The following is a 14,828-nucleotide window of genomic DNA, read 5'->3' as shown; positions in this document are numbered from 1 at the left end:
GTGCTCCCCGCGCGAGCGGGGATGATCCTGTGTACGAGTCCGTGCACTTGATCCAGAACTCGTGCTCCCCGCGCGAGCGGGGATGATCCGTCTACCAACTGGCGCGGTTAGTGTCAAGTGACGTGCTCCCCGCGCGAGCGGGGATGATCCCTCTTCAGAGATGCGGACACCGAGCCCCGGGTTGTGCTCCCCGCGCGAGCGGGGATGATCCCCCCGACATGGATAGCGTGTCTCAAGTTGAGATGTGCTCCCCGCGCGAGCGGGGATGATCCCCAGGCCGGCGCGTTGTTCCCGTACGGGTTCGTGTGCTCCCGCGCGAGCGGGGATGATCCTGAGGCCGAGGTGCGGATCGTGCGCGACCTGCTGTGCTCCCCGCGCGAGCGGGGATGATCCGGTCACCGACTCCCGGGGCAGAACCACCACCAAATGCTCCCCGCGCGACCGGGGATGATCCCTACGTGCTCGCCCAGCTTCGGCAGGCCACCAAGTGCTCCCCGCGCGAGCGGGGATGATCCCCGCACCCGCTGAGGTCGATCTCCCCTGTGTCCAGGCGACTCGCGGCGAACGGCTGCCGTTGGTGGTGCTCCCCGCGCGAGCGGGGATGATCCGACGGCGCGGACGAGGAAGTCGAACTTCGCGACGTGCTCCCCGCGCGAGCGGGGATGATCCGAACGGCGGATGCTTTTTCTAGGCCCCAGCTGCGTGCTCCCCGCGCGAGCGGGGATGATCCGGTGTGGTTCTACCAGGACCGCGAAGACACCGAGTGCTCCCCGCGTGAGCGGGGATGATCCGATGGGCATGGGCACCAATGTCCAGGGGCGGGCGTGCTCCCCGCGCGAGCGGGGAGGATCCCGACGACGCGACGGGCGCGTAATCTGCCTCCGGATGCTCCCTGCGCGAGCGGGGATGATCCGGACATCGGCGAAGTCCTCTTCAACGACGCCCTGTGCTCCCCGCGCGAGCGGGGATGATCCCGACCGCGCTTGAACAGGCGGTGGGGGAGACAGTGCACCCCGCGCGAGCGGGGATGATCCCTTAACGGGGACGACGCCGGCCGAGATCTCGGTGTGCTCCCGGCGCCAGCGGGGATGATCCACGGAAACCCTTCCGGATGACCACGAAGGCGAAGTGCTCCCCGCAAGAGCAGGGATGACCCAACCGAAGCGAGCGCAGCGAGTGAGGATATGCCCGTGCTCCCCGCGCGAGCGGGGAAGGCCCCCTATTCAGGTTCGTTGTTCAGGTTCGTAGCCTGGCGGGCCGCGGCGCGTCCCTCACGCAACCTCAGCCGTCGAGCGCCGCCAGCGCCGCCTCGAGTGCGACCCAGGCGAGCATCGCGCACTTGACGCGAGCCGTGTACTTCGACACCCCGGTCAGGGCCGCGGCATCCTCGTACACGTCCTCGTCCAGCTCCATCGTGCCGCGGGACCGCAGCGCGGTGCGGAAACCGTCGATGAGGGCGGATGCCTCGTTCCTCGGCAGCGGGGCGCGTTCCGTCACGAGCTGCGACAGCATCGAGGCCGACGCCTGCGAGATCGAGCAGCCCTCGCCCTCCCAGCTCACGTCGCGGATGCGGTCGCCGTCCACGCGCACACGCAGCGTGATCTCGTCGCCGCACACCGGATTGCGCTCGTGGTGGTCGGCGGAGAGACCTTCGGCCGGCGCCAACCCGCTGCCCACCCGTCGACGCGCATGGTCGAGGATCAGCTCCTGGTACAGCTGGTCGAGATCGCCCATCACGCCGCCCCGAAGTAGCCGCGCACGGCGCCGACCGCGTCGATCAGCGCGTCGATCTCGTCCTCGGTCGTGTAGACCCCGGCGCTGGCCCGCACCGTGGCCGCCGGCCCGAACCGGCGGTGCAGCGGCTGCGCGCAGTGGTGCCCGACCCGCACGGCGATGCCCCGAGCATCCAGGAACTGGCCCACGTCGTGCGCGTGCACCCCGTCGACCGCGAACGCGCACAGCGCGATGCGCTCGGCGTCGGCGTCACCCAGCAGCCGCACCCCATCGATGCCGCGCAGGCCCTCGCGCATGCGCTGCTCGAGCATCCGTTCGCGCGCGTGCACCGCGCCCATGTCCAGCCGGTCGAGGTAGCGCACGGCTTCGGCCAGGCCGACCGCCTGCGACACCGGCTGCGTGCCTGCCTCGAACCGGTGCGGCGCGGGCAGGAACTCGGCGGTCTCGAGCGTGACGGTGGTGACCATCGACCCGCCCGTGAACACCGGCGGCAGCGCGTCGAGCAACTCGGCGGTGCCGTACAGCGCGCCGATGCCGTTGGGGCCGAGCATCTTGTGACCCGAGAACGCGGCGAGGTCCACGCCGAGCCCGGGCAGGTCGAGCGGCAGGTGCGGGGCCGACTGGCACGCGTCCATGACCGCGATCGCGCCGACGCCGTGCGCGAGCGCGACCAGGTCGGCGACCGGATTCACGATGCCGAGCACGTTCGACACGTGCGCGAACGCGACGACGCGGGTGCGCGACGAGATGACGGATGCCGCAGCCGACACGTCGATCGTGCCGTCCTCGTGCACGGGGATGTGCCGCAGCACCGCGCCGGTGCGGGAGGCCAACTGCTGCCAGGGGATCAGGTTCGCGTGGTGCTCGGCCTCGGTCACGACGACCTCGTCGCCCTCGCGCACGAGCCCGGCCGCACCGATCGCGTACGCCGCCGTGTTCAGGGCCGCGGTCGCGCCCGAGGTCCAGACCAGCTGCTCGGGGGCCGCACCGACGAACCCGGCGACGGTCGCCCGGGCGTCCTCGAAGAGATCGGTCGCCTCGGCGGCCAGGGTGTGTGCGCCGCGGTGCACGGCCGCGTTCGCGCCGGTGACGAAGGCGAGTTCGGCGTCGATCACGGACTGCGGGCGCTGCGCGGTCGCCGCCGAGTCGAGGTAGATCAGCGGGCACCCGTCCACCTCGCGGTGCAGCGCGGGAAAGTCCGCACGCACGGCGGCAAGATCGATGGTCTCGGTGGGGATCGTCACGGTTTCCAGGCTACGCCGCGCGGATGTGCGCGGGCTCGGCGGTCGAGTCATGCCGAGTCGCGACAACCGCCCCTTGACGGATGCCGCATCCGCGCGTAACGTACAACCAAATGGTTGCACAACGAGAGCCGCAAGAGCAGCTCACCGACGACGAGGTGGACCGGGTGTTCCGGGCCCTCGCCGACGCGACGCGCCGCGACATCCTGCGCCGCACCGTCGTCGAGGAGCAGTCGGTGTCGGCGCTCGCCGCCGACTACGACATGTCGTTCGCCGCGGTGCAGAAGCACGTCGCGGTGCTCGAAGCCGCCCGCCTGATCGTCAAGCGGGCCGAGGGGAGGGAGCGACTCGTGCGCGCCGACCCCGACACGATCGCCCGGGCACGTGTGCTGCTCGAGCGCTACCAGCAGCTGTGGCGCGATCGCATCGACCGCATCGACGCGCTGCTCGCCGAAGACGCCGGGCCCCCGGCATCCTGACCCGAACCCGCACCACGCCGGAACCGACCGGACCCGACCCACGGAGAGATCATGCCCGTCACCGACATCACCACCGACCCCGAGAACCTCACGATGCACATCGCCGCCTCGTTCGCGGCGCCCCGCGAGCGGGTGTGGCAGGTGTTCACCGACCCGCGTCAGCTCGAGCGGTTCTGGGGCCCTCCCGGGTGGCCGGCCACCTTCACCCGCTTCGACTTCGCCCCCGGCGGACTCGCGCAGTACCACATGACCGGCCCGCACGGTGAGCTCTCGCGCGGTCGCTGGGAGTTCGTCACCATCGACGAGCCGAACGGCTTCGAGGTGCTCGACGGGTTCGCCGACGAGAACGGCGACCTGGCCGCCGGCATGGACCCGATGCGCATGGTGTTCGCGTTCGACGACGCCCCCGACGGCACCCGCTTCACTGGAACCACGCACTTCACCTCGATCGAATCGCTCGAGCAGGCGGTCGGCATGGGCATGGTCGAAGGCACCCGCATGGCGATGGCGCAGATCGACACGGTGCTGCAGAGCCTGCGCGACTACGCCGCCGGCAACGGCACCCGCCTCGAGGTGCTCGACGACCGGCACGTGCGCATCACCCGACTCATCGACGGACCGCGCGAGCTGGTGTGGCGCGCGCACCACGAATCCGAGCTGATCCGGCGATGGATGCTCGGACCCGACGGCTGGCGCATGACCGAGTGCGAGGTCACCGAGGCGGGGTACCGGTTCGCGTGGGCGCCCGAACCCGGTGTCGCCGGCGAGCCGTTCGGATTCGACGGCGAGAGCGTGCTGTCTGAGCCGCCACGCCGCGCGGTGACCACCGAGCACATGACCGGCACCGACTTCCCGGCGACCCTCAACGACCTGCAGCTGTACGAAGAGGACGGCGCGACCCTGCTGACCGTGATCATCGAGTATCCGGATGCCGCGACCCGCGACGCCGTGCTCGCCACGGGCATGGTCGACGGCATGGAGTCCAGCTACGCACGCCTCGAGTCTCAGGTGCTGCCTGCCTGAGGTGGTTGCGGGCGACGGATGCCGCGGCTCAGCGCCGTGTCTTGTCTTGAGCGGCCGGGGGCCGGGCGTCGAACCGCGCTCCGGACGAGTACGGGCGCCCGGCCCGCTCCTGGCCGGGAACCGGGCGTGAACGGCGGCCGTAGATCAGCTCGGACGAGTCGAGCATCCACGGCACCAGCGTGATCGTCACTCCGTGCACGAGCATGAGCTGCTGCGCCATCCGCCGCGCGCGCCGGTTGTGCAGGACCTTCTCCCACCAGTGCCCCACGATGTACTGCGGCAGGTACACCGTCACCACGCTCGGGCCGTGCTCGGCCCGGTACTGGTTGATGAACTCGATCACCGGCCCGGCATAGCTGCGGAAGGGAGACTCGATCGTGACCAGCGGCACCGGCATCCCGTGCGCCTCCCAGCCCTTCTGCAACGCCTTCGACTCCTCTGCGGTGACCGCCACGTGCAGGGCGATGGTCTTGTCGTGCCGCGCCGCCAGCGCATAGTCGAGCGCCTTGGCCACCGGCTTCTGCAGCCGGTTCACCAGGATCAGCGCGACATCGCCCTCCGCGCCGAAGTGCACGGTGTCGTCCATGCGGATCTCGTGCTCCACGTCGCGGTAGTACCGGTACACGCCCATCATCAGCGTCGACAGGATCGGGATCGCCAGGAACACCAGCCACGCACCGTGCGTGAACTTCGTGATCGTCACCACGACCAGCACCGACACGGTCATCGTCGCGCCCAGACTGTTGATCACCAGACCCTTGCGGTAACTGAACGTCTGCCGCTTCGCGGACTGCTGCGCACGTGCCTCGGCGGGCAGATGAGTGATGCGACGCAGCCCGCGGATCCAGTGCCGGATCATGCCGATCTGGCCGAGCGAGAACGACACGAACACGCCGATGATGTATAGCTGGATCAGGTTCGACAGGTTCGCCTGGTAGATCACCAGCACGGCGATCGCCGCGACGCCCAGCACGATCATGCCGTTGGAGTACACCAGCCGGTCGCCGCGGGTGTTCAGCGCCTTCGGCGCGTAGCCGTCACGCGCCAGCACCGCGCCCAGCAGCGGGAACCCGTTGAACGCCGTGTTCGCCGCCAGCAGCAGCACGCACGCGGTCGCCGCCTGCACGATGAAGAACGGAATCGAGCCCATGCCGAACGTGGCGGCGGCCAGCTGCGCCATCAGGCTCGGCTGCGGCATGGTGCGGCAGTCGAATCCGACCAGGTCGCAGGGGTTCTCGGCGTACTGCACGCCGGCGATCAGCGCCAGCGCGACGAGCCCCGCGAACATCGCCGCGGCGATGCCGCCCATCATCGCCAGCGTGGTGCGCGCGTTGCGGATCTTGGGCTTGCGGAACGCCTGCACCCCGTTCGAGACGGCTTCGACACCGGTCAGGGCCGAGCATCCACTCGAAAACGCGCGCAGCACCAGCAGGATCACCGCCGCCTGCGAGATGCTCTGCGTGTGCAGCGCGTAGTCGGCGCTCGAGGCGACCGGCGCCGCGCCGACGAACGTGCGCACCAGGCCGGTGACCACCATGACGGCGACCGACCCGATGAACACGTAGGTGGGGATCGCGAACGCGCGGGATGCCTCACGCACGCCGCGCAGGTTCATCAGCACGATCGCCACCACGCAGGCGACCGCGAGCTCCACCCGCCACGGGTTCAGCCCGGGCAGCGCCGAGATGATGTTGTCGACACCGGATGCCGTCGACACGGCCACCGTGAGGATGTAATCCACCAGCAGCGCCGAGGCCACCACGACGCCCGGGATCTCGCCCAGGTTCGTGCGCGCGACCTCGTAGTCGCCGCCGCCGGACGGGTAGGCGCGGATCAGCTGCCGGTACGACAGCACCACCACGGTCATCAGCAGCACGACCGCGGCGGCCACCCACGGCGCGAACGCGAGGAACGCGAGCCCGCCGGTGAGCAGGATCATGAGCATCTCCTGCGGCGCGTACGCCACCGAGCTCAGCGCGTCAGAGGCGAAGATCGGCAGCGCCATGCGCTTGGGCAGCAGGTGCTCGTCCGCGTTCTGCGACGCCAGCGGGTCGCCGATCAGGATGCGTTTCGCGATCGGCGCCTCGGGCGTCGCGTCGCGACTGTCGTTCGTCACGGCGGGCGACACTACGCCGGTGAACGCCCCGGCGCAACGCGACGCGGTCACATGGCCCGAAAACGTGACCTGACCGGGGTCCGGCCCGGGTCAGACGCTGTGCCTGACCTGGGTCTGGCCCCGCTCTCTGGCCTGGCTCAGACGCCGCTTCGACGCCGTTCAGACGCCGCGACTGGCCTGGGTCTGGCCCCGCTCAGACGCCGCTCGGACGCCGTTCAGACGCCGGTCAGACCTCGGTCAGGCGCGCGCGGTGGCACCGCGACGACCCCCTCGAACGGCAGCTGCTCAGACCTCGGTCAGACGCGCGGTGGTGCCGCGCACCACCAGCTCGAACGGCAGCTGCTCGGGCTGGGCGCCGGCCGCGTCGAGCAGAGCCAGGATCGCCTGCGCGGCACGCTCGCCCTGCCGGGCGGGGAACTGATCGACCGTCGTCAGACGGAAGAACCCGCCCAGCTCGTGCCCGTCCACCCCCACGATCGACAGGTCGGCGGGCACGCGATAGCCGAGCTCCCGGGCCGCCATGATGGCGCCGATCGCCATCTCGTCCGACGCCGCGAAGATCGCCGTCGGTCGCCCGCCGGGGCGCCCGAGCAACTGTTTCGCTGCGCGGAATCCACCCTCGATCGTGAAGTCGGCGGGTTCGAACAGCGTCGGGCGCACCGCGACCCCGGCGGCGGTCAACGCCTGTTCGAAACCCTGACGACGCTGGGTGGGGATGTGGAAGTCGAGGTCGAACTCGGGGCTTGCGCCGATGTGCGCGATGGTCCGGTGCCCGAGCCCGAGCAGGTGCTCGGTGGCGAGCCGGGCGACGGCGACGTCATCCACCGACAGCGTCGTCAGCCGCGGGTCGGGGCCGCCGATCGCGAGCACCGGCATGTCGAGCGCCAGCAGCCGATCGATCTCGTCGTCGCCGAGTGCGATCGACACCGCGATCACCGCATCCACGCGCTGCCGACGCAGCAACGTCTCGAACACGCTGCGCCGCAGCGGCAGGTCTTCGGTGACGCTGTACAGGGTGATGTCGTACCCGTGCCGCATCAGTTCGGCGGCGGTGCCGGCCAGCACGGTGCTGAAGAACCAACGCTGCAGAAACGGCACGAGCACCCCGATGTTGCGGGTGCGGCCCGACGCCAGACTCGACGCCGGTGCCGAGACGACGTAGCCGAGGGTGTCGGCGGCCGCCTCGACCCGGGCCTTCGTGGCATCCGACACCCGGCCGCGGCCGCTGAGCGCCCGCGAGACGGTGGCGGTCGACACGCCGGCCAGCCGTGCCACCTCGTCGATGCTCACCATGGCCCCCGTGCCTTCCGTTCTCCTGTGCCGTGCGGGCGGTGCCGGTCGGTTCCGTTCAGTCCGTCTCGTTCAGTCCGTCTCGCTCAGTCCGCCTCGATCCACACCGTGACATCGCGGGGCACCGTGTCACTCTCGAGCGGCTCGCTCGACACGATCACGCGCCCCGCAGGCAGTGGCACCGGCCGGTCGCCGAGGTTCGCGATCACCGTCACATTCCCGTTGCGGAATGCGACGACGTCGGCACCGGCATCGGGCATCCACACCAGGCTACCGGCGCCCAGCGCACGGGCGCGACGCTCGGCCAGCAGCCGGGTGTACAGCGACAGCGTGGATGCCTCATCCCTCGCCTCCACGTCACGTGCGAGGTGTGCCCATTCCGCCGGCTGCGGCAGCCACGAGGCACCCGTGGTGTTGAACCCGTACGAGGGCCCGTCGGCGGTCCACGGCAGCGGCACGCGGCATCCGTCGCGCCCGTACCGTTCCCCCCCGGTGCGGAACCAGGTGGGGTCCTGCCGGGCATCGTCGGGAATGTCGATGACCTCCGGCAGGCCGAGCTCTTCGCCCTGGTAGAGGTAGGCCGAACCGGGCAGTGCCAGCATGAGCGTGGTGGCGGCGCGCGCCCGACGCAGGCCCAGCTCGGCGATCGGCTTTCCGGGGGAGTTCGGTCCGATGCCGTGCCCCTGCGGGTTCTCGGCGGTCAGCGCCAGGCGTGAGGCGTGTCGCACCACGTCGTGGTTCGACAGCACCCAGGTGCTGGGCGCGCCCACGGCCGCGAAGGTGCGCAGGGACTCGTCGATGACGTGCCGCAGCGTCTGCGCGTTCCAGTCCGACATCAGATAGGGAAAGTTGAACGCCTGGTGCATCTCGTCGGGGCGTACCCACAGCGCCGTCTGCGCGATGGTCGGCATCCACGCCTCAGCACACAGTGCGCGATCACCGTCGTAGGCGGCCAGCAGCTCATGCCATTCGCGGTATACGTCGTGCACCTCGGGCCGGCCCCAGTACGGCACGTCGGTCTCATCCCCGCCCATCGAGCCGCTGTCGGCGGGCGGCGTGTAGTCGGGAAGGCCGGGCGCCTTCATCAGGCCGTGGGCGACGTCGACACGGAACCCGTCGACGCCGCGGTCGAGCCAGAACCGCAGGATGCGGCGGAACTCGGCGCGCACCTCGGGATTGGTCCAGTCGAAATCGGGCTGCGAACTGTCGAACAGGTGCAGGTACCACTGGCCGGGGCGCCCGTCGGCCTCGGTCACCCGGGTCCAGGCCGGCCCGCCGAACACCGATTCCCAGTTGTTCGGCGGCAGCTCGCCGTTCTCGCCACGCCCGTCGCGGAACAGGTAGCGGGCGCGTTCGGGGCTGCCCGGACCCGCGGCCAGTGCGGCCTGGAACCACGCGTGCTGATCGGAGGAGTGGTTGGGCACGAGGTCGACGATGACGCGGATGCCGCGGGCGTGGGCTGCCTGCAGCATCCTGTCGAAATCGTCCAGCGTGCCGAACAGCGGGTCGACGTCGCAGTAGTCGGCGACGTCGTAGCCGGCGTCGCGCTGCGGACTGGTCATGAACGGGCTCAGCCAGATCGCGTCGATGCCCAGGATCTTCAGGTCGTCGAGATGTGCGGTGACGCCGGGCAGATCGCCGACGCCGTCGCCGTTCGCGTCGGCGAACGAGCGCGGATAGATCTGGTAGATCACGGCGGTGCGCCACCACTCGGTACCGGGGGCCGTGGGCGGGGCGGAGGCGTCCTCGAGCGCGGTCGTCGTCATGCGAACAGCGTAGTGCAAGCGCTTACATCTGTCGTCTCACCCGGGTGTTCCGGGTGGCGGCCGGGCGTTCGCGACGGTGTGCACAACTGCGGGGATTTTCGCGGTCGCGCGGCGTGTCGCGGCGAATCGACGGCGTGTCGTGGAAGATCCCCGCCCTTGTGCACGGGATGCCCGCAGGGGTATGGCGACGGCGCGGTCGGGTGGGGCGGGATGCTGCGGCCTCGTCGGTCGGGGCCGTGTCGGTCGGGCCGCGCCGTGTCGGCCGCGCCGCGCCCGCGACGGCGTGCACAACTGCGGGGATTCTCGCGGCCGTGCGGCGTGTCGCGGCGGAGCGACGGCGTGTCGCCGAAGATCCCCGCAGTTGTGTACGGGATGCCGGCCGGAGGCGGCGACGGCACGAGTCGCCGGGGTGGGGGCCGGGTGGTGCGGCGACGGCACAGGCCGCCGGGGTGGGGGCGGGCGTTCGCGACCGTGTGCACAACTGCGGGGATTCTCACGGCCGTGCGGCGTGTCGCGGCGGAGCGACGGCGTGTCGCCGAAGATCCCCGCAGTTGTGCACGGGATGCCGGCCGGAGGCGGTGACGGTACGGGCCGCCGGGGTGGGGCCGGGCGGTGCGGCGACGGCACCGGCCGCCGGGTGGGGCCGCCCGGCGCCCGGCGGACCGGCGCGTAGGGTGGACGGGTGCCCGACGACCAGCTCACCCGCGCCGAACAGCTCATCCGCACCATCCCCGACTACCCCGAGCCGGGAGTGCTGTTCCGCGACATCACCCCGTTGCTGACTGATGCGGCGGCGCTGCGCGCCACGATCGATGCGATGATCGCCCCGTTCGCCGGCACGTTCGACGTCGTCGCGGGGGTCGAAGCACGCGGATTCCTGCTCGCCGGTGCGGTCGCGATCGCCGCCGGGGTGGGCCTGGTGCCGATCCGCAAGGCCGGCAAGCTGCCGCGGCCGGCGGCATCCGTCGGTTACGACCTCGAATACGGAACCGCGACCATCGAGGCCCACGACGACATCCGTCCCGGCCTGCGACTGCTGCTGGTCGACGACGTGCTGGCCACCGGCGGCACGCTGTGCGCCGCGCACGAGTTGGTCGCCGAGCTGGGCGGCACCGTCGTCGGCACCTCGGTGCTCATGGAGCTGACCGACCTGGGCGGTCGCGCCCTCGTCGGCGATGTGCACGCCGTCTTCCGCGTCTGAGGCGCGTTCGGCCGCAACCGCACTGCCGCGCACGCGCGGCACCGACTGCACCGCAACGTCGATCGGCGTGGGACACCTCGCCGACTGTGGAACTGCCTGCAGCGCCCCCGCGGCACTGGCCGCACCGCAACGGCGATCGGCGCGAGACATGCGCCGCCCGCGCGGCACCGACCGCACCGCGAGACACCTCGCCGGCCGGATGCCGGTCGGTCAGGCGGCCGCGTGCACCGTGGCGGCGATCACCGAGTCGAAGAAGCCGCGGCCGTCCACTCCCGAACGCATCGCCGCGGCGGTGTCGGGACCGAACCCGGGCTCGACGGCGTGCTCGGGGTGCGGCATGAGACCGACGACGTTGCCGCGCTCGTTGGTCAACCCGGCGATGTCGTTCAGCGACCCGTTCGGGTTCACGCCCACGTAGCGGAACGCCACCAGCTGCTCGCCCTCGATGCGGGCGAGCGTGTCGGCGTCGGCGATGTACCCGCCCTCACCGTTCTTGAGCGGAATGACGATCTCTTGGCCGGCGTCGAACGCGTTCGTCCATGCCGTCGTCGCGTTCTCGACGCGCAGCCGCTGGTCACGGCGCACGAACTGCTGGTTTGCGTTGCGGATCAGCCCGCCGGGCAGCAGGTGTGCCTCGACGAGCATCTGGAATCCGTTGCAGATGCCCAGCACCGGCATCCCGTCGTCGGCCGCGGACTTCACCTCGGCCATGATCGGTGACAGCGCGGCAATGGCACCCGAGCGCAGGTAGTCGCCGTAGCTGAAGCCGCCCGGCAGCACCAGGGCGTCCACCCCCTGCAGGTCGTGCGAGCCGTGCCAGAGCGCCACCGGCTCGGCACCGGCGAGCCGGATGGCCCGCTGCGCGTCACGGTCGTCGAGCGATCCGGGAAAGGTGATGACCCCGATGCGCGTGGTCATTCCACCACCTCGATGCCCACGACGTCCTCGATCACGGCGTTCGAGAGGATCTCGTCGGCGATCTGCCGCGCCTGGGCGAGCACGGTCTCGTCGACGTCGCCGTCCACGGTCAGTTCGAACCGCTTGCCGATGCGCACGGCGGTGAACGGTGTCTCACCGCGACGGGCGAGGGCGCCGGCGACGGCCTTTCCCTGCGGGTCGAGCAGCTCGGCCTTGGGCATGACGTCGACGACGATGGTGGGCATGGCGGGCTCCGGATGTCTCGGTGCAGGGGTGCGTGTCCAGTCTACGGTGCCGTCGGACTCGGCCCCCGGAGCTCCTCGACCGGCACGAAGCCTCGGGCGATGCCGGGTGCCTTCTGTGCGGTCCGCCGCCCGTCGCCCGGTGCCCGACGCCCGGTCCGCCGTCCGGCGCTCGCGCCCGGCGCCCGCTGTCCGGTCGGCCGCCTCGCGGTCGCGCCCGGGGCCCCGGTGCCCTGCGCCCGCTGCCCGTCGCCCGCTGTCCGGCCCGCTGTCCGCTGCCTGGCGCCCGGCTCCCCGCACCGGAATCGACGCTCAATAGAATGCCGACATGCGCATGCCCTCCGGTCCCGACCCGCGCGAGACGGAGCGGATGCTCGACCCGCGGGTCATCGACCCCGACCGGCAGCTGATCGACCATGCTGCGCTGGGCGATGCCGACCTCGCGCAGACCGTGCGCGTGCTGGTGGGGATGAGCCGGTGGCGCGAGGCCGAGCGCGCGCTGAGCGCCCGCGCCCGCACCCGCATGGCCCTGAACGAAAGCGACATGGAGGCGCTGCGCCTGCTCGTGGCGGCCAAGGGGGAGTCCCGGTTGGTCACCCCGGGCGCACTCGCCGAGCACCTGGGCATCTCGACGGCCTCGACCACCAAGCTGCTCGACCGGCTCGAGGCCGCCGGCCACATCGAGCGCGCCCCGCACCCCACCGATCGGCGCGCGCTCGTGGTGCGCATCACCGACCGCACGCACGAGCGGGTGCGCGACGAGATCGGCCGCACGCATGCGCACCGTTTCGAGGTCGCCGCAGCGCTCACGCCTGCCGAGCGCGAGACGGTCATCCGCTTTCTCGACGCCCTGTGCGCGTACCCTGATGCCGCGCAGATCCCGGATGCCACCGGCGCGATCCCGGATGCCACCGGCAGCGCGATCCCGGATGCCACCGGCCGCGCGATCCCGGATGGTGCCCAAGTCACGGATACCACCGGCCGAACGTACCCGGATGGTGCTGAGACAACGGATCCCGCGCAGCTCCCGGATGCCACCGGCCGCGCCAACCCGGATCACGCCCAGACCACAGATGCGGCGGGCCGTGCCGCCGGCGGCGAATCACCACCCGCATCCTCGCCGGCCGCGCAGTGATCGTGAGCGTCATGCCGACCCGCGCAGTGACGGTCCACGCCGTCACCACGCACCGGGTGACAGCCCGTTCCGCGACGATGCGCGCGTTGGCGGCACACCGCACGATCACCGTGCCGTGATGATCCGGGCCGCCGGGCAGCGCGGTGCTCGAAAGCCGTGATCAAGCGCCGTGCTCGAACGCCGTGATCAAACCGTGACCTTGGTCGTGGGAGCGCTCCCTTGACGCGATCACGCGGGTGCGCATACAGTGGGGCCACGTGCGTGGGAGCGCTCCCATGAAAGATCGGAGCGTGACCGCACACCGCGACTGCACCACCGGCAACGCCGACACACTGCACACCACAGATCGCACACCACAAGGGAGTGACACCGTGAAATCACGCGTCCTGCGCCGCACCGCCATTGCGGCGGCCGCCGCATCCGCCACCGTCCTCACGCTCGCCGGCTGCGCCGGCGGGGGAGGCGACGCCTCGGGCAAGGACGGCCAGCAGATCACGCTGACCGTGGCCACCTTCAACGACTTCGGTTACACCGACGCGCTGCTGGCCGAGTACACCAAAGAGCACCCGAACGTGAAGGTCGTGCACAACAAGGCCGCGACCAGCAACGACGCCCGCGCCAACTACTTCCAGAAGCTCGGCAAGAAGGGCCTGGCCGACATCGAGGCGATCGAGGTCGACTGGCTGCCCGAGGTCATGAAGTACTCCGACCTGCTGGCCCCCGTGCCTGACGACCTGAAGAGCCGGTGGTTGGACTGGAAGGTGAAGGATGCCACCGACAAGGACGGCAACCTCATCGGCTACGGCACCGACATCGGCCCCGAGGCCATCTGCTACCGCGCCGACCTGTTCAAGAAGGCGGGCCTGCCCACCGACCGCGACGAGGTCGCTAAGCTGCTCTCGGGCGATTGGGCCACCTACTTCTCGGTCGGCGACCAGTACGTCAAGGCCACCGGCAAGGCCTGGTTCGACTCGGCCGGCGGAACCTATCAGGGCATGATCAACCAGGTCGCGGCCGCCTACGAAGACCCCTCCACCGGCGCGATCACCGCGACCGACAACCCCGAGGTCAAGAAGATTTACGACCAGGTGCTCGCCGCCAGCAAGACCCAGTCGGCCCACCTCGGTCAGTGGTCCGACGACTGGAACGCCGGCATGCAGAACGGCGCCTACGCCACCATGCTCTGCCCGGCCTGGATGCAGGGCATCATCTCGGGCAACGCCAAGGACGTCACCGGCTGGGACATCGCCAACGTGTTCCCCAACGGCGGCGGCAACTGGGGCGGTTCGTACCTCACCGTGCCCGCCAACGGTGCACACGTGAAGGAGGCGCAGGAACTGGCCAGCTGGCTGACCGACCCGGCACAGCAGATCAAGGCGTTTGGCAACGCCGGCACCTTCCCCAGCCAGCAGGAGGCGTTGAAGGACCCGACACTGCTCGACGCGACCAACGCGTTCTTCAACGACGCGCCGGTCGGCAAGATCTTCTCGGACCGCGCCGCGGCCGTCACGGTCTCGCCGTTCAAGGGCCAGTACTACTTTCAGATCAACGACGCCATGCAGAAGGCCCTGACCCGCGTCGAGGACGGCACGCAGTCCGCCGCCGACTCGTGGAACCAGTGGGTCTCTGAGGTCAAGGCGATCAAGTAGTCCCCCCGGCCGCGGGCCCGGGGCATCCCCGGGC

12 protein-coding genes and 1 CRISPR repeat array are annotated in these 14,828 nt (G+C 70.7%); of the genes, 5 read left to right on the top strand and 7 right to left on the bottom strand.

What is annotated here, in order from left to right:
* Positions 1–272: direct repeats of the CRISPR family, unit length 28 nt; unit sequence GTGCTCCCCGCGCGAGCGGGGATGATCC.
* 1,009 nt (positions 273–1,281) lie between these two features.
* Positions 1,282–1,734 (bottom strand): Fe-S cluster assembly sulfur transfer protein SufU, encoded by a 453-nt coding sequence (sufU, locus tag H577_RS0114520; RefSeq protein WP_029146551.1) that lies wholly within the window; start codon positions 1,732–1,734, stop codon positions 1,282–1,284.
* Entirely contained in the window at positions 1,734–2,972 is a 1,239-nt protein-coding gene (locus tag H577_RS0114515; protein ID WP_036285428.1) for a SufS family cysteine desulfurase, read from the bottom strand. Before H577_RS0114515 ends, sufU begins: the two co-directional genes overlap by 1 nt.
* Positions 2,973–3,088: 116 nt before the next feature.
* Between H577_RS0114515 and H577_RS0114510 the strand changes: the two genes are divergently transcribed.
* Together H577_RS0114510 and H577_RS0114505 are read left to right on the top strand one after the other, a co-directional pair.
* A complete protein-coding gene (locus H577_RS0114510; RefSeq protein ID WP_029146549.1) occupies positions 3,089–3,454 on the top strand; it encodes an ArsR/SmtB family transcription factor in 366 nt (121 codons plus the stop codon).
* Positions 3,455–3,505: 51 nt separating this feature from the next.
* A complete protein-coding gene (locus H577_RS0114505; RefSeq protein WP_029146548.1) occupies positions 3,506–4,477 on the top strand; it encodes an SRPBCC family protein in 972 nt (323 codons plus the stop codon).
* 28 nt (positions 4,478–4,505) lie between these two features.
* Here H577_RS0114505 and H577_RS16790 read toward each other — a convergent pair whose 3' ends face one another.
* The 3 genes from H577_RS16790 to H577_RS0114490 form a co-directional block, all read right to left on the bottom strand.
* On the bottom strand, positions 4,506–6,593 hold the full coding sequence (locus tag H577_RS16790; protein WP_425411325.1) for an APC family permease: 2,088 nt from the start codon (positions 6,591–6,593) through the stop codon (positions 4,506–4,508).
* Positions 6,594–6,878: 285 nt separating this feature from the next.
* Entirely contained in the window at positions 6,879–7,886 is a 1,008-nt protein-coding gene (locus H577_RS0114495; RefSeq protein ID WP_029146547.1) for a LacI family DNA-binding transcriptional regulator, read from the bottom strand.
* 83 nt (positions 7,887–7,969) lie between these two features.
* A complete protein-coding gene (locus H577_RS0114490) occupies positions 7,970–9,649 on the bottom strand; it encodes a glycoside hydrolase family 13 protein (RefSeq protein ID WP_029146546.1) in 1,680 nt (559 codons plus the stop codon).
* 682 nt (positions 9,650–10,331) lie between these two features.
* Here H577_RS0114490 and H577_RS0114485 point away from each other — a divergent pair.
* Positions 10,332–10,850, top strand: a complete 519-nt coding sequence (locus H577_RS0114485) for an adenine phosphoribosyltransferase (RefSeq protein ID WP_029146545.1) — start codon at positions 10,332–10,334, stop codon at positions 10,848–10,850.
* Between the two features lie 210 nt (positions 10,851–11,060).
* Here the strand turns inward: H577_RS0114485 and purQ are convergent, their stop codons facing one another.
* The gene (gene purQ / locus H577_RS0114480) at positions 11,061–11,768 is read right to left on the bottom strand and encodes a phosphoribosylformylglycinamidine synthase subunit PurQ (RefSeq protein ID WP_029146544.1); all 708 of its coding nucleotides are present in this window, start codon (positions 11,766–11,768) and stop codon (positions 11,061–11,063) included.
* Positions 11,765–12,013: a phosphoribosylformylglycinamidine synthase subunit PurS gene (locus tag H577_RS0114475; protein ID WP_029146543.1), complete on the bottom strand. Its 249-nt coding sequence runs from the start codon at positions 12,011–12,013 to the stop codon at positions 11,765–11,767. Before H577_RS0114475 ends, purQ begins: the two co-directional genes overlap by 4 nt.
* Before the next feature lie 325 nt (positions 12,014–12,338).
* On the opposite strand from H577_RS0114475, the gene H577_RS17485 reads away from it, so the two are divergent.
* Both H577_RS17485 and H577_RS0114460 read left to right on the top strand, forming a co-directional pair.
* Positions 12,339–13,145 carry a MarR family winged helix-turn-helix transcriptional regulator gene (locus H577_RS17485; RefSeq protein ID WP_245570421.1) on the top strand — a complete coding sequence of 269 codons (807 nt, stop codon included), beginning with the start codon at positions 12,339–12,341 and terminating at the stop codon, positions 13,143–13,145.
* A 371-nt stretch (positions 13,146–13,516) separates the two neighbouring features.
* Positions 13,517–14,794 (top strand): ABC transporter substrate-binding protein, encoded by a 1,278-nt coding sequence (locus H577_RS0114460; RefSeq protein WP_029146542.1) that lies wholly within the window; start codon positions 13,517–13,519, stop codon positions 14,792–14,794.
* Positions 14,795–14,828: the final 34 nt, after the last annotated feature.

Source organism: Microbacterium luticocti DSM 19459 (assembly GCF_000422405.1).
GTDB classification, from domain to species: Bacteria; Actinomycetota; Actinomycetes; order Actinomycetales; family Microbacteriaceae; genus Microbacterium; species Microbacterium luticocti.
The sequence above is the reverse complement of the archived record's forward strand: the minus strand, read 5'-3'. Positions and strand labels throughout refer to the sequence as shown.

Excerpts from the sequence above, each read along its gene's own strand:
- sufU (WP_029146551.1), bottom strand. The coding sequence starts at position 1,734 with ATGGGCGATCTCGACCAGCTGTACCAGGAGCTGATCCTCGACCATGCG.
- H577_RS0114510 (WP_029146549.1), top strand. The coding sequence starts at position 3,089 with ATGGTTGCACAACGAGAGCCGCAAGAGCAGCTCACCGACGACGAGGTG.
- H577_RS0114505 (WP_029146548.1), top strand. The coding sequence starts at position 3,506 with ATGCCCGTCACCGACATCACCACCGACCCCGAGAACCTCACGATGCAC.
- H577_RS0114495 (WP_029146547.1), bottom strand. The coding sequence starts at position 7,886 with ATGGTGAGCATCGACGAGGTGGCACGGCTGGCCGGCGTGTCGACCGCC.
- H577_RS0114490 (WP_029146546.1), bottom strand. The coding sequence starts at position 9,649 with ATGACGACGACCGCGCTCGAGGACGCCTCCGCCCCGCCCACGGCCCCC.
- purQ (WP_029146544.1), bottom strand. The coding sequence starts at position 11,768 with ATGACCACGCGCATCGGGGTCATCACCTTTCCCGGATCGCTCGACGAC.
- H577_RS0114475 (WP_029146543.1), bottom strand. The coding sequence starts at position 12,013 with ATGCCCACCATCGTCGTCGACGTCATGCCCAAGGCCGAGCTGCTCGAC.
- H577_RS17485 (WP_245570421.1), top strand. The coding sequence starts at position 12,339 with ATGCGCATGCCCTCCGGTCCCGACCCGCGCGAGACGGAGCGGATGCTC.